This window comes from Streptomyces sp. NRRL F-5755 (assembly GCF_001279365.1).
Classification (GTDB): domain Bacteria; phylum Actinomycetota; class Actinomycetes; order Streptomycetales; family Streptomycetaceae; genus Streptomyces; species Streptomyces rimosus.
This window is the reverse complement of sequence record NZ_LGCW01000173.1, coordinates 19,792-40,266: the sequence shown is the minus strand read 5'-3', so window position 1 is coordinate 40,266 and position 20,475 is coordinate 19,792. Positions and strand designations below refer to the sequence as shown.

The window sequence follows — 20,475 nt, the reverse complement described above, 5'->3', positions numbered from 1 at the left end:
GGTCAGCTCCTGGGAGAGGCGCTCGCGGTGGGGGTGGCCGTGACGGTGACCGTCGGCGTCGGCTTGGGCTTGGCGGGCTTGGGCGGCAGCACGGTGTCGCGCGGGTCCTCGCGGGGCGGCTGGACGACCACGCCGACGATGTCCAGCTTGGAGAAGCCGACGAACGGGCGGACCTGGAGGGAGCGGGTCAGATCGCCGTTGGACGGGTCGACCCTGACGACCTGTCCGACCGGGACGCCGGGCACGAAGGGCTTGTCGGCGCTGGAGCCGAAGGTGACCAGCCGGTCGCCCCTCTTGACCTCGGCCTTGCCGTTCAGCAGCTGCACGCGCAGCGAGTTGCCGCCCTGGCCGGTGGCGAACCCGATTTCGTTGGTCTTCTCCATGCGGGTGCCGACGGTGAAGTCGGGGTCGTTGGCGAGCAGCACGGTGGCGGTGGTGCGGCCGACGGTGGTGACGCGGCCGACCAGGCCGTCGCCGTTGAGGACCGTCATGTCGCGGGCGATGCCGTCCTGGGAGCCGGCGTCGATGGTGACGGTCCAGGAGAAGCCCTGCGCCGCGCCGATGGCGATGACCTGGGCGCCCTTGATGCCGTACTGGCCGGTGCCGGCGGTCTTGAGCATCTTGTCCAGCTCGGCGGCGCGGTTGCGGTTACGGTCGGAGGAGCCCAGCTTCGCCTTGAGGGCGGCGTTCTCCCGCTCCAGGGCGCTGATACGGGTGTGCCGCTCGCCGGAGTCGCGTACGGCGCCGACGGCGTTGCCCACCGGGTCGACGACCGTGGCGATGCCGCTCTCGACCGGCCCGAAGACCGCCGCGGCGGCCTGCCGGGCACCGGCGAGCGGGGACCGTTCGCCGCCGCGGATGTCCACCGTGATCAGCGCGAACGCGATGGCGACCAGCAGCACCAGCAGCAGCCGGCTCTCTCGTGTGTCCCTCACGTGCGGCGGCCGTGTCCTTCCTCGTAGGACCGGCCGGCTGCGGGCCCGCGCCGGTCGCGCTGGGGAGTGCGTTGTGCCTTTATACGCAGTGCTCGCCTGTTGGGGCGTGGTGCCTGTATATCAACGATCCGCCGTACGGACGATCAGCCGCCCGTACGGCGGAATGTCGGGTTCCTCAGCGGCGCGGCTGGGAGTCCAGGACCTGCTGGAGCGCCTCGAACTCCTCGACGCACTTGCCGCTGCCGAGCGCGACGGAGTCGAGCGGGTCCTCGGCGATGTGGATCGGCATGCCGGTCTCGCGGCGCAGGCGCTCGTCGAGGCCGCGCAGCAGGGCGCCGCCGCCGGTGAGCACGATGCCGCGGTCCATCACGTCGCCGGAGAGCTCCGGCGGGCACTTGTCGAGCGTCGTCTTGACCGCGTCGACGATGGAGTTGACCGGTTCCTCGATGGCCTTGCGCACCTCGGCCGCGGAGATCACGACGGTCTTGGGAAGTCCGGAGACCAGATCGCGGCCCCGGATCTCGGTGTGCTCGTCCTGCTCCAGGTCGTACGCCGAGCCGATGGTGATCTTGATGCTCTCGGCGGTGCGCTCGCCCAGCAGGAGGCTGTACTCCTTCTTGATGTGCTGGATGATCGCGTTGTCCAGCTCGTCGCCGGCCACCCGGATCGACTGCGCCGTGACGATGCCGCCGAGCGAGATCACCGCGACCTCGGTGGTGCCGCCGCCGATGTCCACGACCATGTTGCCGGTGGCCTCGTGGACCGGGAGGCCGGAGCCGATCGCGGCGGCCATCGGCTCCTCGATGATGTGCACCTGGCGGGCGCCGGCCTGGGTGGACGCCTCGATGACCGCGCGGCGCTCGACTCCGGTGATGCCGGAGGGGACACAGACGACCACGCGCGGGCGGGCCAGGTAGCGGCGCTTGTGGATCTTGAGGATGAAGTAGCGGAGCATCCGCTCGGTGATCTCGAAGTCGGCGATCACGCCGTCCTTCAGCGGGCGCACCGCGACGATGTTGCCGGGGGTGCGGCCGATCATCTTCTTCGCCTCGGCCCCGACGGCCAGGATGCCGCCGGTGTTGGTGTTGATGGCCACGACCGACGGCTCGTTGAGGACGATCCCGCGACCCCTGACGTACACCAGCGTGTTGGCGGTCCCGAGGTCGACAGCCATGTCACGGCCGATGAACGACATGTTGTTCCCCATGAGGATACGTCTGGCCTTCCCAACTGGAGCGAATGCTTACTTGAGGTCGGCAGGTGTGGTGCGCCGGGGCGCGGAAACTCCATCGTAGTCACGAAGTCCCCACCGCTCGAACGCAGTGCGGGGTTCCTTCGCCATTGTCGGCGGAACACGGACCCGCCCCCTTCAATGGGACGCCGTGTCGCACCGAAGCGTTCCCCCGTTCGCCGCCGGCTTGCCGTGGGGCGGCCGCGGCGGCGCGGTCGCCCCAGGTCACCGGGGTGCGAACGGACGGAAGGTCAGGAAAGACCGGGGAAGAAAATCTTGATCTCGCGCTCGGCGGACTCCTCGGAGTCCGAGGCGTGGATCAGGTTCTCCCGGGTGATGGTCCCGAAGTCGCCGCGGATGGAACCGCCCGGCGCCTTGATCGGGTCGGTGGGGCCGGCCAGCGTCCGCACGCCCTCGATCACCCGCTCGCCCTCGACGACCAGGCTGACCACCGGGCCCGAGGACATGAACTGCACCAATGGCTCGTAGAAGTCGCGGCCGACGTGCTCGGCGTAGTGCTGCTCCAGGATCGCGCGGTCGAGCGTGCGCAGTTCCAGCGCGCTGATCGTCCAGCCCGCCTTGCGCTCGATACGGCCGAGAATCTCACCGACCAGGCCGCGGCGGACCGCGTCGGGCTTGAGGAGGACGAGCGTGCGCTGGCTCACGGGAAGGACTCCTTGGGTGACGGAAGTCGGCAGGTGACCTGAGGCTACATGGGTGACGGCGCTGGTCCGTACGCGGTACCGGGACCGCTACGGGGCCGTACGGGTGACGCGGGCCGGGTTTCGCACAGACGTCCGGAGCGGGCGCGGACAGATGTCCGGTCCGGGCGCGTACGTCCCGCTTGCCCGGACCACTGGACCCGCTTGCGCACACGGTCGTACGCGGCCGTCCTCACGCCGCGCCCGGCTGCGGACCCTCCTCGGCCTGCGCCGCCCAGCGGGCCTTCGCCTCGTCGATCTTGCGGCCGAAGTGCACCGACGCCCACCACAGCGCGGCGAAGACCGCCCCGAGGAAGAACATCGTGCCGACCACGAAACCGCTGGCGATCAGCGCGGCCTGGAGCACCCAGCCCAGCTGCACGCCGCCGGGGCGGGTGAGCACACCGCACAGCAGGACACACAGCAGCATGGCGACGCCGCTGACCGTCCAGACCGTGGCCGTGGAATGGCCGGAGGTCTGCATCGCGACCAGACCGGCGAAGCCGATCACGAAGAACTCGCCGATCAGCGTGCTCGCACACAGCGTGCGCATGGTCAGTTCCTCCCCAGGAGCAGCCGGGCCTCGCCGACCGTGATCACGGAGCCGGTGACCAGCACGCCGGCGCCGGCGTACTCGCCCTCCTCCTCCGCGAGGGTGATCGCCGCCTCCAGCGCGTCGTCGAGCCGCGGCTCGACCTGCACCCGCTCGGAGCCGAAGATCTCCACCGCGGCGGCGGCCAGCTCGTCCGGGTCCATGGCGCGGTGGCTGGAGTTACGGGTCACCACGACCTCGGCGAAGATCGGCTCGAAGGCCTCCAGGACACCGCGTACGTCCTTGTCGGCGCTGGGGGCGACCACCCCGACGAGTCGGCTGAATCCGAACGCCTCGCTGACCGCCTCGGCCGCGGCCCGCGCGCCCGCCGGGTTGTGCGCCGCGTCCAGGATGACGGTCGGGCTGCTGCGCACGACCTCCAGGCGGCCCGGCGAGGCCACCGCGGCGAACGCGGAGCGGATGGTGTCGATGTCCAGGGTGCGGGCGTGCTCGGAGCCGATGCCGAAGAACGCCTCCACGGCGGCGAGCGCCACCGCGGCGTTGTGCGCCTGGTGGGCGCCGTGCAGCGGCAGGAAGATCTCCGGGTACTCGCCGCCGAGGCCGCGCAGCGTCAGCAGCTGGCCGCCGACCGCCACCTCCCGGGCGAGCACGCCGAACTCCATGCCCTCGCGGGCGACCGTGGCGTCCACCTCGACCGCGCGCTTGAGCATCACAGACGCCGCGTCCACCGGCTGCTGCGCCAGCACGACCGTCGCGTCCTTCTTGATGATCCCGGACTTCTCGCCGGCGATCTGCTCGGGCGTATCGCCGAGGCGGTCGGTGTGGTCCAGCGAGATGGGCGTGACGACGGCGACGTCACCGTCGATCACATTGGTCGCGTCCCAGGTGCCGCCCATGCCGACCTCGACGACCGCGACGTCCACCGGGGCGTCCGCGAAGGCCGCGTACGCCATGGCGGTGAGCACCTCGAAGAAGGACAGGCGGTACTGCTCGCGCTCGTCGACCATCTGCACGTACGGCGCGATGTCCCGGTATGTCTCGATGAAGCGCTCGGCGGAGATCGGGGCGCCGTCCAGGCTGATCCGCTCGGTCACGGACTGCACATGCGGGCTGGTGTACCGGCCGGTGCGCAGGTCGAAGGCGGTCAGCAGGGCCTCGATCATGCGGGCGGTGCTGGTCTTGCCGTTGGTGCCGGTGATGTGGATGGAGGGGTACGCGCGCTGCGGCGAGCCCAGGACGTCCATCAGCGCCTCGATGCGCCGCACCGAGGGATCGAGCTTGGTCTCGCCCCAGCGGCCGGCCAGCTCGGCCTCCACCTCACGCAGCGCGCGGTCCACCTCAGGGTCTTCGGGACGTGCGGGAATGCCGTCCCCCTGGGGCGGTCCGGCCTGCGCGCGCAAGGTCCGGCTGCCGGCCTCGATCACCGCGAGGTCGGGGTCCCTGTCGGTCTCGGCCTCCACCATCTCCTCGAAGGGGTCGGCCGGGCCGTCCGGGCCGGGAATCGGGTCGGGGTCGTCGTTCTGGGGGCGGTCGTCGCTCACACCCTCCAGTCTACGAGCCACCACCGACACGGGCGGGTGCGGGCGGACGGCGACCGCCCGCGGCCCGAGCCGCTACGACAACGCCGCCTTCATCATCGCCTTCGCCACCGGAGCCGCCAGCCCGCCACCGGAGACGTCACTGCGGGCCGCGTCGCTGTCCTCGACCATGACCGCGACGGCGACCTGGTGGCCCTTGCCGTCCTTGGCGTAGGAGACGAACCAGGCGTACGGGGTGCCCTCGTTGTTCACGCCGTGCTGGGCGGTGCCCGTCTTGCCGCCGACCGTCAGGCCGTCGATCTTGGCGTTGGAGCCGGTGCCCTCGTTGACGACGGTCTCCATCGACGACTGGAGCTGCTCGGCGGTGCGCTGCGAGATCGCCTTGCCGTACTTCTTCGACTCGTACTCCTGGAGCGTGTTGCCGCCGCCGTCGGTGAGCTTGTCCACCATCCGCGGCGTCTGGAGGTCGCCGCCGTTGGCGATGGCCGAGGAGACCATGGCCATCTGGAGCGGCGTCGCGGTGTCGTCGAACTGGCCGATGCCGGACTGCGCGGTCTGCGCCTTGTCCATGCCCTTCGGGTAGAGGCTCTTGCCCGCCCGTACGGGGGTGTCCAGCTTGCCGTCGTTGAAGCCGAACTTCTCCGCCTGCGCGCGGACCTTGTCCTGGCCGAGGTCGGCGGCAATCTTCGCGAAGACGGTGTTGCAGGAGTACTGGAGCGCGGTGCGGATGGTGGCGTTCTTGCAGGGGGCGGAGGCGCTCTCGTTCTTCAGCACCGTACGGGTGTTGGGCAGCGTGTACGGGTCGGGGCTGTCGGTGGGCTGGTCCACGGAGGAGTAGAGGCCGTTCTCCAGCGCGGCCGCCGCGACGACCAGCTTGAACGTGGAGCCGGGCGGCAGCGGCTGGCGCAGCGCGCGGTTGATCTCGGGGTGGTCCTTGTTGCCGGAGAGGTCCTTCCACGCCTTCTGGTCGCCGCTGCCGGACCCGGCGAACTTGCCCGGGTCGTACGACGGGGTGCTGACCATGCCGAGGATCTTGCCGGTGGCCGGGTCGAGGGCGACCGCGGCGCCGGTCTTGCCGCCGAGCGCCTGGTACCCGGCCTGCTGCACCTTGGCGTCGATGGTGGTGGCCACGTCACCGCCCTTGGGGCGCTGGCGGGTCAGCGCGTCGCCCGGGGTCTGCAGGCGGCTGTCCGAGCCGTCGAGGAGGTCCCCGTACAGGCTCTCCAGCTGGTTGCTGCCGAAGATCTGCGAGCTGAAGCCGGTCACGGGCGCGTAGAGCGGGCCGTTCTTGTACGTGCGCTGGTACTTCAGGGTGCCGTCGGTGGCGGTGGAACCGGTCACCGGCTGTCCGTCGACGAGGATGTTGCCCAGCGGGTTCGCGTACTTCGCTATGGATACGCGCGGATTGTGCGGATCGTCCGAGAACGTGGCCGCCTTGGCCCCTTGCAGCCAGGTGACCCACGCCAGCAGCGCGAGTATCAGCAGGATGCAGAAGACCGAGACGCGGCGCAGGGGCTTGTTCATGGGTGGCGCGGCTCCTCGTCGCTGGCCGGCGGGTGCGGCCGGATCGTGCGTTTTTGCCGGAAACTCCCGTTCGCGGGCCATGCTCCACCGTCTCCATGAGAGACCTATGAGAACGCGGATGAGAACGCGGACGCCCGCCGCCCCACCGTGACACACACCTCTGATCGCCCGTCCCGGGCAACGCACCACCCCCCTGCCGTCATCTTCACCGGCGGGCTCTGTGAGCCTTTACGACAAGAAGATCAGAGGTTCCGGGGGACGGCGGCGGTCGGCCGCAGGGTTCCACCGGGCAGGGTGGGAGCTGAAAAAGCGTGCGCATGCCGGCAATCAGTCAGCGGATGCACCTGGTGCTGCTCACCGCGTGGACCGTGCTGTGGTTCGTCGTGGTCGAGCCGAACGGGGGTTTCTCCTGGCACTACCTGCGCACCGGCGGTGAGCTGATCTACCAGGGCTCCTCCGGCGACGGCACCGGCGGCCTCAACCTCTACGCCCACCACCCCGAACTCCAGATGGGCCCCATCAGCTTCCTGGTGGCGGGCCTGTTCAACCCGTTCCCCGAACACACCGGCCAGTTCCTGGCGGCGGCCCTGATGTCGCTGCTCGGCCTGGTGATCGTGGTGCTGGCCGGGCGCAGCGCCGCCTGGCACTTCCTGGGCACGGGCACCAACCACCAGCGGCTGCGGCAGCGCGTCCTGATAGCGGGCCTCGCGTTCATCCCGATGTGGATCGAGGTCTCGGTCCGCTTCGGACACCTGGACGACGTGCTCGCGCTGTTCTTCACCGCCCTGGCCGTACGGTCGGTGACCCGCGGCAACGCCGCCCTGACCGGCGTCTTCCTGGCCCTGGCGATGGACTCCAAACCGACGGCGCTGGCCTTCGTACCGCTGCTGCTCGCCCTGCCGAAGGAGAAGTGGCTGCGCGCGGGCGTGTGGATGGCGGGGCTGGTCGCGGTCGCCTGGCTGCCGTTCTTCATCGGCGACATGAATTCGTTCTCGGCGGCCAAGTTCGCCATCCCCAACCACCCGGCGTCCGCGCTGCGCTGGCTGGGCGTCGCCGATCCCGAGACGCCGGGCTGGGACCGGCCCGCGCAGTTCGCGCTGGGCCTGCTGCTGGGCTGCCTGGCGGTGTGGCGGGGACGCTGGGCGGCGGTCGTCCTGCTGGGCGCCAACGCCCGGATCGTCCTGGACCCCAGCGTCTACACGTACTACACCGCGTCCGTCCTGCTCGGCACGCTGCTGTGGGACGTCATCGGGCAGCGGAGGCTGGTGCCCTGGTGGAGCTGGCTGGCGCTGCTGATCCTGTACGGCAGTGTCTTCGCGGTGCCGGACGACTCGGCCCGCGGCTTCATCCGGCTGGCGTTCGTGGCCGTGTCGACGGCGTACGTCCTGCTCTGGCCGGTACGCGAACGCGGCGACCGGCGCGGCAAGGGACGGCGCAGGCCCCCCGCCCGTACGGACGAGGGGCCTGCGGAAACGCACACGCCGGGGCCGTTCCCGGCGCCGGGCACTACGCCTTGGGCAGGGCCTCCAGCTGCGCACTGATGCGCACGATGTCGGCCTCGGCCGTCTCCAGCCGCGTACGGATCTTGGCGACGACGTGCTCCGGGGCCTTGCCCAGGAACGCCTCGTTGCCCAGCTTCGCGTTGGCCTGCGCCTTCTCCTTCTCGGCGGCGGCCAGGTCCTTCGACAGCCGCTTGCGCTCGGCCTCGACGTCGATGGCGCCCGACAGGTCCAGCGCCACGGTCGCGCCCGCGACCGGCAGCGACGCGGTGGCGGTGAACTCCTCCCCCGCCGGCTGGAGCCGCAGCAGCGACCGCATCGCGGCCTCGTGCGCGGCGAGCTGCGTACCGGCCAGGTCCAGCCGGGCCGGGACCTTCTGGCCGGGCTGCAGGCCCTGGTCGGACCGGAAGCGGCGGACCTCGGTGACGACCTGCTGGACCGTCTCGATCTCCCGCTCGGCGGCGGGGTCGCGGAAGCCGGAGTCGGTGGGCCAGGGGGCGATGACGAGGGACTCGCCGCCGGTCAGCGCCGTCCAGAGGGTTTCCGTGACGAACGGCACGATCGGGTGCAGCAGGCGCAGCGTGACGTCCAGCACCTCGCCGAGGACGCGGCGCGAGGCGTCCGCGGCCGGGCCGCCCGCCATGAACGTGGTCTTGGACAGCTCCACGTACCAGTCGAAGACCTCGTCCCACGCGAAGTGGAAGAGGGTGTCCGACAGCTTGGCGAACTGGTAGTCGTCGTAGTACGCGTCCACCTCGGCGACGACCGTGTTGAGGCGGGAGAGGATCCACCGGTCGGTCGCCGACAGCTGTTCGGCCGGCGGCAGCTCGCCCTCGGCGGTCGCGCCGTTCATCAGCGCGAAGCGGGTGGCGTTCCAGATCTTGTTGGCGAAGTTGCGCGAACCCTGGACCCAGTCCTCGCCGATCGGCACGTCGGTACCGGGGTTGGCGCCGCGGGCGAGGGTGAAGCGGACGGCGTCCGAGCCGTACTTGTCCATCCAGTCCAGCGGGTTGACCGCGTTGCCGAAGGACTTCGACATCTTCTTGCCGCGCTCGTCGCGGACCATGCCGTGCAGGGCGATGGTCTTGAACGGCGGGGTGCCGTCCATCGCGTACAGGCCGAACATCATCATCCGGGCGACCCAGAAGAAGAGGATGTCGTAGCCGGTGACCAGGACCGAGTTCGGGTAGAACTTTTCGACGCTCGGGGTCTTCTCGGGCCAGCCGAGCGTGGAGAACGGCCACAGGCCGGACGAGAACCAGGTGTCCAGGACGTCCGTGTCCTGCGTCCAGCCCTCGCCCGTCGGGGCCTCGTCGTCCGGTCCGACGCAGACGACCTCGCCGTTCGGGCCGTACCAGACCGGGATGCGGTGGCCCCACCACAGCTGACGCGAGATGCACCAGTCATGGAGGTTGTCGACCCAGCCGAAGTAGCGGGACTCCATCTCCTTGGGGTGGATGTCCACCTTGCCCTCGCGGACCGCGTCACCGGCGGCCTTGGCCAGCGGGCCGACCTTGACCCACCACTGCATGGACAGCCGGGGCTCGATGGTCGTCTTGCAGCGCGAGCAGTGGCCGACCGAGTGGGTGTACGGGCGCTTCTCGGCCACGATGCGGCCCTCGGCGCGCAGCGCGGCGACGATCGCGGAGCGGGCCTCGAAGCGGTCCAGACCCTCGAACGGGCCGTGCGCGGTGATCACGCCGCGCTCGTCCAGCACCGCGAGGTTGGGCAGGTCGTGCCGGCGGCCGATCTCGAAGTCGTTCGGGTCGTGGGCCGGGGTGACCTTGACCGCGCCGGTGCCGAACTCGGGATCGACGTGCTCGTCCGCGACGACCGGGATACGGCGGCCGGTCAGCGGCAGCTCGATCTCCGTGCCGACCAGGTGCCGGTAGCGCTCGTCGTCCGGGTGGACCGCGACGGCGGTGTCACCGAGCATCGTCTCGGCGCGGGTGGTGGCCACGACGATCGACGCGTCACCCTCCCCGTAGCGGATCGAGACCAGCTCGCCCTCGTCGTCCTGGTACTCCACCTCGATGTCCGAGATGGCGGTCAGGCAGCGCGGGCACCAGTTGATGATGCGCTCGGCGCGGTAGATCAGCTCGTCGTCGTAGAGCCGCTTGAAGATCGTCTGGACGGCCTTGGACAGGCCCTCGTCCATCGTGAACCGCTCGCGCGACCAGGCGACGCCGTCACCCAGGCGCTTCATCTGCCCGGAGATCTGCCCGCCGGACTCGCTCTTCCAGCGCCACACCCGCTCGACGAACGCCTCCCGGCCCAGGTCGTGGCGCGAGACGCCCTCCTTGGCCAGCTCGCGCTCGACGACGTTCTGGGTGGCGATGCCGGCGTGGTCCATGCCGGGCTGCCACAACGTCTCGTAACCCTGCATGCGCTTACGGCGGGTGAGGGCGTCGATCAGGGTGTGCTCGAAGGCGTGCCCGAGGTGCAGGCTGCCCGTGACGTTCGGCGGCGGGATGACGATCGTGTACGGCGGCTTCTCGCTCTTCTCGTCCGCCTCGAAGTAACCCCGCTCTACCCAGCGCTCGTACAGCGGCCCCTCTACCTCGGCCGGCGCGTACTGGGTCGGCAGTTGTGCGGGGATGCTGTTCGGCCCGCCGTCCTGGGGGCTCTGCTGAGTGTTCTCGGTCACGACGCTCAGTGTACGGGCGTGGATGTCCCGGTCTCGAATCGGTTTGGCCCCCGGAGCACCGGCTGACAGTGGCGTCGTACAGGATGTGGGAAACGCAGAGACATCAACTGTGACGGGCGTCATCGGACGCCATCAGTTGCCACGAGGGGAACCCGCTCCATGAGCTTCAACCAGCCGCCTCCCGGCCCGTACGGCCAGCCGCCCCAGCAGCCCGGCCCGTACGGCCAGCCCGTCCCGCAGCCGGTCGGGCAGCCCGGTTACGGCTTTCCGCAGCAGGGCGGCCAGGTTCCCCCGCAGCAGCCTTACGGCTACCCGCAGCAGGCACCCCAGCCGCCGTACGGCCAGCCGCCGCAGCAGCCCCCGTACGGCCAGCAGGCACCCTACGGCCAGCAGCCGCCCCAGAGCGGCGGCAAGGGCAAGGGGCTGAAGATCGGCCTGAGCGTCCTGGCGGTGGCGGCCGTGGCGGGCATCGGCGTGGGGGCGTATTACGCGTTCGGGCCGGGCGGGGATGTGAAGCCGTACACGATCGCCTTCCCGGCCGACCTGCTCGGCGGGACGTACAAGAAGGCGGAGGGCAAGGACAAGACGAAGGACGAGTCCAACGACGCCGAGACCAAAGCCATGGGCATCACCGGGGCCACCAGCGTGGAGAGTGCCTACAGCGACGCCAAGGGCCGGCAGCTCATGATCATCGGCGTTTACGGCAAGGTGGCCGATCCCAAGAGCGCGGTGAACAAGATGACGGCCGAGATCGACAAGAAGGCGGTCAACGGGACCGACGACAAGGGCGTGAAGACGGAGACCGTCACGCCGGTGACGGAGTACTCCCCCGACGGCTTCGACGGCTCCGTCATGAAGTGCAAGGCGATCAAGTCCTCCAAGTCGGTGGGCAGCATCAGCGCGTCGTCCACGACGACGTACTGCATCTGGGGCGACTCCAGCGCGGTCGCCGTGGTCATGAACCAGGGCCTGAACACACCCACCCGTTCCACCGGCGACGCCTTCTCCGCACAGGAATTCTCGGAGAAGACCCGCGAAATCCGCGACGCCGTCCGCCGCGAGAAGTAACCACCGCGCCCGCACCCCCCAGGGGAGGACACGCCATGAGCTTCAACCAACCGCCGCCGGGCCCGTACGGCAGCAGCGGGCAGCCGCAGGGCGGGGGCTTCGGGCCGCCCCAAGGCCCGCCCCAGGGCCCGCCGCCGGGACCGCCTCCGCAGCCGCCCGGCCCGTACGCCTACGGGCCGGCCCCGCAGCCGATGCAGCCCCCGCAGTTCCCGCCGCCGGGACCGCCCGGCCCGCCCCCGGGCTCCGGCAACAACACCGGAAAGATCATCGCCGGGGTGGCCGCGGGCGTCGTGCTCATCGGTGCGATCATCGGCGGGGCCGTCATGCTCACCGCGGGCGAGGACAAGGGCGGCCGCACCCGGGCCGACGGCAGCAACTCCGCAGCGGAGGACACCGGCCGGCGGATGCGGCTGACGACGCCCCGTACGGTCGACGGCGGCGCGTACACCCTGGAGAAGGACAAGGCGGCCCTCCAGCGCGACGGCCTGAAGCTGGGGTCGCCGCCGCCCGGTATGACGCAGGAGATCGCCCGCTACCGCGGCACCCGCGACAGCAGCACCACCGGTCTGATGATCTCCGGCGGCTACGGCACCATCTCCCACCCGGACAGCGTGGTGGACGGCATGTTCAGCGGCGTGTCCGGCGCGGGCACCACGGTCGTCAAGCAGCGCGAGACGTTCCGGCCCGACGCGGCCGGCGGCAACGTCAAGATCGACTGTGAGGTCGTACGGAACGCGTCGTTCGGCTACGCGCCGGTGTGCGGCTGGGCCGACGGCTCGACCGCCGCGGTGCTGCTCTACATGAACGGCGAGCTGCGCTCGTCCTCGGACATCAACCTGTCGCAGTACGCGGACACCACCGCCGTGGTGCGCGGCGAGACCCGTAAGCCGGAGTAGGCGGCAAACGGAAGGGCCGCCCCGCGACCGGTGGTCGCGGGGCGGCCCTCGCCGTCCGTGCGGGGGGAACGGACGGCGGCTACGCGCTCTTCTCGTGGTGCTCGCCCGACTCGCCGCCGCGGTTGCGCGGCACCAGCGTCGGGTTCACGTTCGAGTGGACGACCTCTTCGGTGATGACGACGCGGGCCACGTCCTTGCGGGACGGGACTTCGTACATCACCGACTGGAGGACCTCCTCCATGATGGCGCGCAGGCCGCGTGCGCCGGTGCCGCGCAGGATCGCCTGGTCGGCGATGGCCTCCAGGGCCGGGCGGTCGAAGTCCAACTCCACGCCGTCCAGTTCGAACAGGCGCTGGTACTGCTTGACGAGCGCGTTGCGCGGCTCCAGGAGGATCTGCAGCAGCGCCTCGCGGTCGAGGTTGTGCACCGAGGTCAGCACCGGCAGCCGGCCGATGAACTCCGGGATCATCCCGAACTTCACCAGGTCCTCCGGCATCACGTCCTGGAGCTGGTCCTTGGCCTCGACCTCGCGCTTGGAGCGGATGTTGGCGCCGAAGCCGATGCCCTTGGCGCCGGACCGGGCCTCGATGATCTTCTCCAGGCCGGCGAACGCGCCGCCCACGATGAACAGCACGTTCGTCGTGTCGATCTGGATGAATTCCTGGTGGGGGTGCTTGCGGCCGCCCTGCGGCGGCACCGAGGCGGTGGTGCCCTCCAGGATCTTCAGCAGGGCCTGCTGGACGCCCTCGCCCGAGACGTCACGGGTGATCGACGGGTTTTCGCTCTTGCGGGCGACCTTGTCGATCTCGTCGATGTAGATGATGCCGGTCTCGGCCTTCTTGATGTCGAAGTCCGCGGCCTGGATCAGCTTCAGGAGGATGTTCTCGACGTCCTCGCCGACATAGCCGGCCTCCGTCAGCGCCGTCGCGTCGGCGAAGGCGAACGGGACGTTGAGCATCCGGGCGAGCGTCTGCGCGAGCAGCGTCTTGCCGGAGCCGGTGGGGCCGAGCAGCAGGATGTTGGACTTGCCGAGCTCGATGCCGTCGTCGCCGCCGCGCGCGCCACCGTTCTCGCCCGCCTGGACCCGCTTGTAGTGGTTGTAGACGGCGACCGAGAGCGCCTTCTTGGCGGGCTCCTGGCCTACGACATAGCTCTCCAGGAACTCGTAGATCTCCCGGGGCTTGGGCAGTTCCTCCCAGCGGACCTCGGAGGTCTCGGCGAGCTCCTCCTCGATGATCTCGTTGCAGAGGTCGATGCACTCGTCGCAGATGTACACACCAGGACCCGCGATGAGCTTCTTCACCTGCTTCTGACTCTTCCCGCAGAACGAGCACTTGAGCAGGTCGCCGCCGTCACCGATGCGTGCCACGAGGTGCTTCCCCTTCGCCTGGGATCCGCATTGCTCCGCGGACCCGGGTGCTTGCCTATCGACGGTACCTTGCCGGGCCCCCCGTACGGGCCCCCCTTGGACCGACTCGGTCAACCCGGTCCAAGGGGGCGTGTCTCCGGCTCACTTCGCGACGAGTCGCGATCAGACAGAAGCGGCCGTCTTACGGGTCGAGACGATCTGGTCGACCAGACCGTACGCCAGGGACTCCTCGGCGGTCAGGATCTTGTCGCGCTCGATGTCGTCGCGGATCTTCTCGATCGGCGTGGTGGAGTGCTTGGCGAGCATCTCCTCCAGCTGCGTACGCATCCGCAGAATCTCGTTGGCGGCGATCTCCAGGTCGGAGACCTGGCCGCGGCCGGTCTCGCTGTACGGCTGGTGGATCAGCACGCGGGCGTTGGGCAGCGCCATCCGCTTGCCGGGGGTGCCGGCGGCGAGCAGCACGGCCGCGGCGGACGCCGCCTGGCCCATGCAGACGGTCTGGATGTCCGGCTTGACGAACTGCATCGTGTCGTAGATCGCGGTCAGCGCCGTGAAGGAGCCGCCGGGCGAGTTGATGTAGATCGAGATGTCCCGGTCCGGGTCCATCGACTCCAGGCACAGCAGCTGCGCCATGACGTCGTTCGCCGACGCGTCGTCGATCTGCACGCCGAGGAAGATCACGCGCTCCTCGAAGAGCTTCGCGTACGGGTCGTACTCGCGCACGCCCTGCGAGGTGCGCTCGACGAAGCGCGGGACGATGTAGCGGGACTCGGCGGGCTGGCCCTGGAACTCGGCCTGCGGGGCGTCGTGGCGCTCGTAGAGGCTACGGCCGGGGAAGTTGTTCATCTGGAGGTTCACCGTCCTGGTGGCGGTCAGAAGAGGCTGGGTCGGCTGCTGGGTGCGTCGTGCGGGGCGCTCAGGCCCCGGTGCCGCCCCCGCCCGGAACGCCCGCCGCGGTGGTCATGACGTCGTCGATGAGGCCGTACTCCTTGGCCTCCTGCGGGTCGAACCAGCGGTCCCGGTCGGAGTCGCGGGTGATCTGCTCGACGGTCTGGCCCGTGTGCTGGGCGGTGAGCTCGGCCATGCGCTTCTTGGTGTGCAGCAGCCGCTCGGCGTGGATCTTGATGTCCGACGCGGAGCCCGCCAGGCCCGCGGAGGGCTGGTGGATGAGGATCTCGGCGTTGGGCAGCGCGAAGCGCTTGCCGGGGGTGCCGGCGCTCAGCAGGAACTGGCCCATCGAGGCGGCGAGGCCCATGGCGATGGTGACCACGTCGTTCTTGATGTACTGCATGGTGTCGTAGATCGCCATGCCGGCCGAGATCGAGCCGCCCGGGCTGTTGATGTAAAGGAAGATGTCCTTGTCCGGGTCAGCGGCGAGGAGCAGCAGCTGCGCGGTGATCTTGTTGGCGATGTCGTCGTCGACCGGCTGGCCGAGGAAGATGATCCGCTCGCCGAGCAGCCGGTTGTAGACCTGGTCGCCGAGGCCACCGAAGGTCGGCTCAGCGGCGGCGGAAGGCATCGGGATCGTCACGTGTCCACCTGCTCGTTGTCGGACGGCCCGGGGCCGTCTCAGCGTCGTCTTCTGGGGGCGTGGGGAGGGCGCGGCGTGGTCCGCCGGCGCGGTTTCGGGTACTCCCCTGCCCTCGTATCTACGGACCCTAACGCGCTGGTCGGCGGGCGCCATCCCGCATTGTCAACTGTTCGCTGTGAGCGCAGGCTCACCGGCGTCCCGGGGCCCTTCCGGGGGCCTGATGACGTACGGGCCCGAACACGCGGGCGTGGCGTGTTCGGGCCCGTACATACGACTGGCGCCACCGGGCGGCCGGGGCCGCCCGTGCCACCGGGGAGGCCGGGGCTCAGCCCTCGGTCTTCTCGGCCTTCTCGGCGTCGGTGCCCTCGGCCTCGGAAGCCTCGACGGTCTCGGCCGTCTCGTCCTCGTCGTCCAGGTCGACGATCTCACCGTTGGTGTCCTTGACGGTGGCGGCCTCGACGACGACCGCGAGGGCCTTGCCGCGGGCGACCTCGCCGACGAGCATCGGCACCTGGCCGCCCTCGACGACGGCCTGGGCGAACTGGTCGGGGGACATGCCGGAGGACTGCGCGCGGCGCATGAGGTGCTCGGTGAGCTCCTCCTGGCTGACGTTCAGCTTCTCCTTGTTGACCAGCTCGTCGAGGATGAACTGGGTCTTGATGCCCTTCTCCGCCTGCTCCTTGGTCTCGGCGTCGAACTCCTCCTCGGTCTTGCCCTGGATCTCCAGGTACTTCGCGAGGTCGAGGCCCATCTGGGCGAGCTGGTGGTTGACCAGGTTGTGCTTGCGGGTCTCGATCTCGTCCGCGAGCAGCTTCTCCGGCATCGGGACCTCGACCAGCTTCAGCAGCTCGTCGAGGACCTTCTCCTGCGCCTGGGTGGCCTGGTCGTACTTCTTCATCTGGGCGAGGCGCTTGGCGCTGTCGGCGCGCAGCTCCTCCAGCGTGTCGAACTCGCTCGCCAGCTGGGCGAAGTCGTCGTCCAGCGCGGGAAGCTCACGGGCGGCCACGGCGGTGACGTCGACCTTGACCTCGGCCTCCTTGCCGGCGGCGGAGCCGCCCTTCAGCTCGGAGGTGAAGGTGCCGGACTCGCCGGCCTTCAGACCCTTGACGGCGTCGTCGATGCCGTCGAGCAGCTCGCCGGAGCCGATGGTGTAGCTGACGCCCTGGGCGACGCCGTCCTCCAGGACCTCGCCGTCGACCTTGGCCTCCAGGTCGACGGTGAGCACGTCGCCGTCCTCGGCGGCGCGCTCGACCGGGGTGGTGGAGGCGAAGCGCTCGCGCAGCTGCTCGACGGACTTGTCGATGTCCTCGTCCGACACGTCGACGGCGTCGACCTCGACCTCGATGCCGGAGTAGTCCGGGATCTCCAGGGCCGGGCGGATGTCGACCTCGGCGGTGAAGGCCAGCAGCTCGCCGTCCTTCAGCTCGGTGATGTCGACCTCGGGCTGGCCGAGGACGTTCAGCTCACCCTCGTTGACCGCTTCGGTGTAGAACTTCGGGAGCGCGTCGTTGACGGCCTCCTCCAGCACGGCGCCGCGACCGAACCGCTGGTCGATGACGCGGGCCGGGACCTTGCCCTGGCGGAAGCCCTTCACCGTGACCTGCTGGTTGATCTTCTTGTACGCCGCGTCGAGGCTGGGCTTGAGCTCCTCGAAGGGCACCTCGACAGTGAGCCGAACCCGGGTCGGGTTCAGGGTCTCCACGGCGCTCTTCACGGTTCGGTCTCCTTGGGGCTGACTTCTGGGGTTCTGCTTGAGATCTGCCGGCGCCCGGGGTCCAGGCGCCCTGCGGATCGCGCCCGGGAGAAAGACACACGGGCACGCAGCTTGCATAGTAACCGCAAGCGGGTTGGCAGCCGCAATGTGATCTTGACGGGCCGCTTATGGGCCCGCCGGTCCGCGGCCGGGTGGCCGGTGGCCGTGACGGCCGGGCGAACGGGGCGCGCGCGGCGCCGCCACGCCGCGCGGCCGGCCGGGAGACCGGGCCGGGACGCCGTACGGCTGAACGAGGAGAACCTGCTGGTCGGGGTGGCCGGATTCGAACCGACGACCTTCCGCTCCCAAAGCGGACGCGCTACCAAGCTGCGCCACACCCCGTCGGTGCGACACGTAGGGTACATGGCCGCGGACGGCACGGCTGCCGGATATCCACGGGCGCACACCGCGGACACGGGGCGGCGTCCCGCCGCGCGCCGGGCGGAACGGGGCGGAGTGTGCGGCGGACCCGGGTGACCCGCTACGATGCATCGCGTGCCACGGTCACCCGACCGGCGGCGCATGCGGGCGTAGCTCAATGGTAGAGCCCCAGTCTTCCAAACTGGCTACGCGGGTTCGATTCCCGTCGCCCGCTCCATATGGTCCAGGGCCAGGTCAGAGGATGTTTTCTCGGCCTGGCCCTGAGTGTTTTCCAGGAGGGGCGGGGCCGTGGCCAGGAGGCGGTACGTCGCGCGAGGTGTGCCCGGCGGCTACCGGATCTGGGACAACCGGGGGCGGCGCTGGTGGGGCGACCTCTACGAGCTGTGCCCGGACGATCTGGTCGGGGAGCTGAACGCCGGAGCCGATCCCGCGAAGCTCACGGCCCTGCTGAAGCGGTACCGGGCCCTGAAGCGATAGCGGCGGCACCGGGCCCGGGAACGAACAGGTGCCCGTCGCGAGTACGCCTGGCTAGGCTGCCCCCATGGAGATCTGGCTCAATCCCGCGTGTTCCAAGTGCCGTTCCGCCGTCGACCTGCTCGACGGGGAAGGGGTGCAGTACACGGTGCGGCACTACCTCGAACAGCCGCCGACCGCCGCCGAGTTGCGGGAGGTCCTGGACCGGCTGGGGCTGGAGCCGTGGGACATCACGCGTACGCAGGAGGCCGAGGCGAAGGAGCTGGGGATCGGCGACTGGGGGCGTACGGACGCCGAGCGGGAGCGGTGGATCGAGGCGCTGGCCGGCCACCCCCGGCTGATCCAGCGGCCGATCATCACGGCGGACGACGGCACGGCGCTGGTGGGGCGCAGCGAGGAGGCCGTGCGGGAGGCGGTCGCGCGGAGCGGACGCGACGACCGCTGACGTGCCGGCCGGGCCCCTGCGGGCGCGGTAGGGGCCCGGATGCGCTAGAAGCTGATGTTGTTGATGGTCTCGGCCACCGAGTTCAGGAACCGGTTGATGGACGGCGCGATGCCGGTGGAGGCGAGGAAGAAGCCGAAGAGGATGGCGACGAGCGCCGGACCGGCCTTGAGCGATTTACCGCGTATCAACACGACCATGATGATGCCCAACAACAGCACGACGGACAGCGAAAGAGCCACAACTGATCACACCCTCGGTCGGAACGCCTGGCCGGCCCCGGAAGCATGCAGCCGCGCACACCCCCGCTCGGCACCATCGTGCCACCAAGTCCTTGCCCAGTGGAGGCGGGTGGCGAATCATCGGCCAAGGCTTTGCCAGGAGGCGGTACGGCCGGGCGGCAACTCCCGGCCGTACCGCCGTCGGCCGCACGGGAATTGACGCCACCGGGTGCGTTCCGGCCAACGGCCGGATCCTTTCGCGGCGCCCGGCCGAAGGTCCGCAGACCGTCCTGACCCCCTTTGTGCGTACGTGAATTCACCTGACGCGGACACGACCAGCACCCCCCCTTCCGCCACCGACATACCGGCAGCGAAGCGGACATCACCCCCGCGTCCGCCGCGGTGCATATGCCCTTCCATGACCGGAAGAGCGGTACGGAACCAGTTATTCACCGGCCCTCCGCAAAAACCCGGAAGCGCCATCGCGGCGCAATCCCGAGCGCCGCCCGAAAGAGAATTCCCCGCCGCACCGCCCGTAATGCGCATTCGGCGGCGAGGGTTTTGCGCATTCACCGGCCGCCACTAGGGTGCGGCAGATGCTTTCCGCCGCACCGACCTCACGACGTGTGCTTCCGCCGCCCGCGCGGGCTCCCGACCGGGGCCCGGCGGCCGCGCCGGAGACCATCGGGACCGGCGGCGGAAGCGGCCGGGACGCTTTCTTCGACAATGCGAAGTACCTGGCGATCGTGCTGGTCGCCATGGGCCATTCCTGGGAACCGCTGACCGGGCAGAGCCGCACCGCCGGCGCGCTCTACATGACGGTGTACGCCTTCCATATGCCGGCGTTCATCGTCATTTCCGGCTATTTCTCGCGCGGTTTCGACCTGCGGCCGGACCGGCTGCGGCGGCTGGTCACCGGTGTCGTGGTGCCGTATGTCGTCTTCGAGACGGCCTACACCCTCTTCGCCCGCCGGGCGGTCCCCGACCCCGGTATGCCGGTCAGTCTCCTGGACCCCTGGTACCTCACCTGGTTCCTGGCGGCACTGTTCGTGTGGCGGCTGACCACTCCGCTGTGGCGGATCGTACGGTGGCCGGTTCCGCTGGCACTGGCCGTCGCCGTACTGGCCTCGGTGTCCCCGGAGATCGGCCACGACCTGGACATGCAACGGCTGCTCCAGTTCCTGCCGTTCTTCGTGCTGGGCCTGAACCTGCGGCCGGAGCACTTCGCGCTGCTGCGGCGGCGGGGCGTACGGATCGCGGCGGTGCCGGTCTTCGCGTGCGCCCTGGCGCTCGCCTACTGGGCGGTGCCGCGGATGACGGCGACGTGGCTCTACCACCGGGAGAGCGCGCAGGAGTTGGGGGCGCCCTGGTGGGCGGGGGCGGTGATGACGCTCGCGCTGTTCGGCTGCTCGCTGGTGCTCGTCGCCTGCTTCCTCGCCTGGGTGCCGGCCCGCCGTACGTGGTTCACGGTGCTGGGCGCCGGCACCCTCTACGGCTATCTGCTGCACGGCTTCCTGACCAAGGGCACGCGCTTCGCGGGCTGGTTCGAGGACCATCCGTGGCTGCACTCGCCGCCCGGCGAGATCGCGGTCAGCCTGACGGCGGCGGCCGCGGTGACCGCGCTGTGCACCCCGCCGGTCCGCCGGGCCCTGCGCTGTGTGGTGGAGCCCCGGATGGCGTGGGCGTTCCGTAAGGAACCGGCCGGGCGCTGA

18 protein-coding genes and 2 tRNA genes are annotated in these 20,475 nt (G+C 70.0%); 7 read left to right on the top strand and 13 right to left on the bottom strand.

The genetic code is table 11. From position 1 onward, the window contains the following. Nucleotides 1-2: 2 nt before the first annotated feature. The 6 genes from mreC to ADK86_RS16550 all read right to left on the bottom strand — a co-directional run bounded on the left by mreC (nt 3) and on the right by ADK86_RS16550 (nt 6,482). Entirely contained in the window at nt 3-935 is a 933-nt protein-coding gene (gene mreC, locus ADK86_RS16575) for a rod shape-determining protein MreC (RefSeq protein WP_053697274.1), read from the bottom strand. A gap of 175 nt (nt 936-1,110) precedes the next feature. Beyond that, complete coding sequence (locus tag ADK86_RS16570; RefSeq protein ID WP_003985182.1) at nt 1,111-2,130, bottom strand: rod shape-determining protein; 1,020 nt, start codon at nt 2,128-2,130, stop codon at nt 1,111-1,113. Nucleotides 2,131-2,417: 287 nt separating this feature from the next. Further along, complete coding sequence (ndk, locus tag ADK86_RS16565; protein WP_003985181.1) at nt 2,418-2,831, bottom strand: nucleoside-diphosphate kinase; 414 nt, start codon at nt 2,829-2,831, stop codon at nt 2,418-2,420. 229 nt (nt 2,832-3,060) lie between these two features. Further along, a complete protein-coding gene (locus ADK86_RS16560; RefSeq protein ID WP_030373684.1) occupies nt 3,061-3,420 on the bottom strand; it encodes a DUF4233 domain-containing protein in 360 nt (119 codons plus the stop codon). 2 nt (nt 3,421-3,422) lie between these two features. Then, nucleotides 3,423-4,961 (bottom strand): bifunctional tetrahydrofolate synthase/dihydrofolate synthase, encoded by a 1,539-nt coding sequence (gene folC / locus ADK86_RS16555; RefSeq protein WP_053697273.1) that lies wholly within the window; start codon nt 4,959-4,961, stop codon nt 3,423-3,425. Nucleotides 4,962-5,033: 72 nt separating this feature from the next. After that, the gene (locus tag ADK86_RS16550; protein ID WP_053697272.1) at nt 5,034-6,482 is read right to left on the bottom strand and encodes a peptidoglycan D,D-transpeptidase FtsI family protein; all 1,449 of its coding nucleotides are present in this window, start codon (nt 6,480-6,482) and stop codon (nt 5,034-5,036) included. Between the two features lie 317 nt (nt 6,483-6,799). Between ADK86_RS16550 and ADK86_RS16545 the strand changes: the two genes are divergently transcribed. Beyond that, nucleotides 6,800-8,023: a hypothetical protein gene (locus tag ADK86_RS16545; protein WP_234345895.1), complete on the top strand. Its 1,224-nt coding sequence runs from the start codon at nt 6,800-6,802 to the stop codon at nt 8,021-8,023. Here ADK86_RS16545 and ADK86_RS16540 read toward each other — a convergent pair. Next, entirely contained in the window at nt 7,989-10,628 is a 2,640-nt protein-coding gene (locus tag ADK86_RS16540; protein ID WP_053697270.1) for a valine--tRNA ligase, read from the bottom strand. The genes ADK86_RS16545 and ADK86_RS16540 overlap by 35 nt on opposite strands. A 159-nt stretch (nt 10,629-10,787) precedes the next feature. Here ADK86_RS16540 and ADK86_RS16535 point away from each other — a divergent pair, with 159 nt between their 5' ends. Both ADK86_RS16535 and ADK86_RS16530 read left to right on the top strand, forming a co-directional pair. Next, nucleotides 10,788-11,696 carry a hypothetical protein gene (locus ADK86_RS16535; RefSeq protein ID WP_053697269.1) on the top strand — a complete coding sequence of 303 codons (909 nt, stop codon included), beginning with the start codon at nt 10,788-10,790 and terminating at the stop codon, nt 11,694-11,696. Nucleotides 11,697-11,731: 35 nt separating this feature from the next. After that, nucleotides 11,732-12,592 carry a hypothetical protein gene (locus tag ADK86_RS16530; protein WP_053697268.1) on the top strand — a complete coding sequence of 287 codons (861 nt, stop codon included), beginning with the start codon at nt 11,732-11,734 and terminating at the stop codon, nt 12,590-12,592. Nucleotides 12,593-12,671: 79 nt separating this feature from the next. On the opposite strand, the gene clpX is transcribed toward ADK86_RS16530, so the two are convergent. The 5 genes from clpX to ADK86_RS16505 all read right to left on the bottom strand — a co-directional run bounded on the left by clpX (nt 12,672) and on the right by ADK86_RS16505 (nt 17,587). Further along, the gene (gene clpX, locus ADK86_RS16525) at nt 12,672-13,961 is read right to left on the bottom strand and encodes an ATP-dependent Clp protease ATP-binding subunit ClpX (RefSeq protein ID WP_030588820.1); all 1,290 of its coding nucleotides are present in this window, start codon (nt 13,959-13,961) and stop codon (nt 12,672-12,674) included. A 162-nt stretch (nt 13,962-14,123) separates the two neighbouring features. Next, nucleotides 14,124-14,807: an ATP-dependent Clp protease proteolytic subunit gene (locus ADK86_RS16520; protein ID WP_053697267.1), complete on the bottom strand. Its 684-nt coding sequence runs from the start codon at nt 14,805-14,807 to the stop codon at nt 14,124-14,126. 70 nt (nt 14,808-14,877) lie between these two features. Continuing rightward, nucleotides 14,878-15,480: an ATP-dependent Clp protease proteolytic subunit gene (locus tag ADK86_RS16515; protein ID WP_030020548.1), complete on the bottom strand. Its 603-nt coding sequence runs from the start codon at nt 15,478-15,480 to the stop codon at nt 14,878-14,880. 337 nt (nt 15,481-15,817) lie between these two features. Further along, complete coding sequence (tig, locus tag ADK86_RS16510) at nt 15,818-17,206, bottom strand: trigger factor (RefSeq protein WP_053697266.1); 1,389 nt, start codon at nt 17,204-17,206, stop codon at nt 15,818-15,820. 304 nt (nt 17,207-17,510) lie between these two features. After that, a tRNA-Pro gene (locus ADK86_RS16505) sits at nt 17,511-17,587 on the bottom strand. A gap of 182 nt (nt 17,588-17,769) precedes the next feature. On the opposite strand from ADK86_RS16505, the gene ADK86_RS16500 reads away from it, so the two are divergent. The 3 genes from ADK86_RS16500 (at nt 17,770) to ADK86_RS16490 (ending at nt 18,545) form a co-directional block, all read left to right on the top strand. Further along, a tRNA-Gly gene (locus ADK86_RS16500) sits at nt 17,770-17,843 on the top strand. Between the two features lie 71 nt (nt 17,844-17,914). After that, a complete protein-coding gene (locus tag ADK86_RS16495) occupies nt 17,915-18,103 on the top strand; it encodes a hypothetical protein (RefSeq protein ID WP_053697265.1) in 189 nt (62 codons plus the stop codon). 64 nt (nt 18,104-18,167) lie between these two features. Beyond that, a complete protein-coding gene (locus ADK86_RS16490) occupies nt 18,168-18,545 on the top strand; it encodes an arsenate reductase family protein (RefSeq protein ID WP_053697264.1) in 378 nt (125 codons plus the stop codon). Between the two features lie 44 nt (nt 18,546-18,589). Here the strand turns inward: ADK86_RS16490 and ADK86_RS16485 are convergent, their stop codons facing one another. Beyond that, nucleotides 18,590-18,784: a hypothetical protein gene (locus ADK86_RS16485; RefSeq protein WP_003983743.1), complete on the bottom strand. Its 195-nt coding sequence runs from the start codon at nt 18,782-18,784 to the stop codon at nt 18,590-18,592. 575 nt (nt 18,785-19,359) lie between these two features. Here ADK86_RS16485 and ADK86_RS16480 point away from each other — a divergent pair. Beyond that, nucleotides 19,360-20,475: an acyltransferase family protein gene (locus ADK86_RS16480; RefSeq protein WP_234345894.1), complete on the top strand. Its 1,116-nt coding sequence runs from the start codon at nt 19,360-19,362 to the stop codon at nt 20,473-20,475.

Excerpts from the sequence above, each read along its gene's own strand:
- ADK86_RS16570 (WP_003985182.1), bottom strand. The coding sequence starts at position 2,130 with ATGTCGTTCATCGGCCGTGACATGGCTGTCGACCTCGGGACCGCCAAC.
- ADK86_RS16560 (WP_030373684.1), bottom strand. The coding sequence starts at position 3,420 with ATGCGCACGCTGTGTGCGAGCACGCTGATCGGCGAGTTCTTCGTGATC.
- ADK86_RS16550 (WP_053697272.1), bottom strand. The coding sequence starts at position 6,482 with ATGAACAAGCCCCTGCGCCGCGTCTCGGTCTTCTGCATCCTGCTGATA.
- ADK86_RS16545 (WP_234345895.1), top strand. The coding sequence starts at position 6,800 with ATGCCGGCAATCAGTCAGCGGATGCACCTGGTGCTGCTCACCGCGTGG.
- ADK86_RS16535 (WP_053697269.1), top strand. The coding sequence starts at position 10,788 with ATGAGCTTCAACCAGCCGCCTCCCGGCCCGTACGGCCAGCCGCCCCAG.
- ADK86_RS16530 (WP_053697268.1), top strand. The coding sequence starts at position 11,732 with ATGAGCTTCAACCAACCGCCGCCGGGCCCGTACGGCAGCAGCGGGCAG.
- ADK86_RS16520 (WP_053697267.1), bottom strand. The coding sequence starts at position 14,807 with ATGAACAACTTCCCCGGCCGTAGCCTCTACGAGCGCCACGACGCCCCG.
- ADK86_RS16515 (WP_030020548.1), bottom strand. The coding sequence starts at position 15,480 with ATGCCTTCCGCCGCCGCTGAGCCGACCTTCGGTGGCCTCGGCGACCAG.
- ADK86_RS16490 (WP_053697264.1), top strand. The coding sequence starts at position 18,168 with ATGGAGATCTGGCTCAATCCCGCGTGTTCCAAGTGCCGTTCCGCCGTC.
- ADK86_RS16480 (WP_234345894.1), top strand. The coding sequence starts at position 19,360 with ATGCTTTCCGCCGCACCGACCTCACGACGTGTGCTTCCGCCGCCCGCG.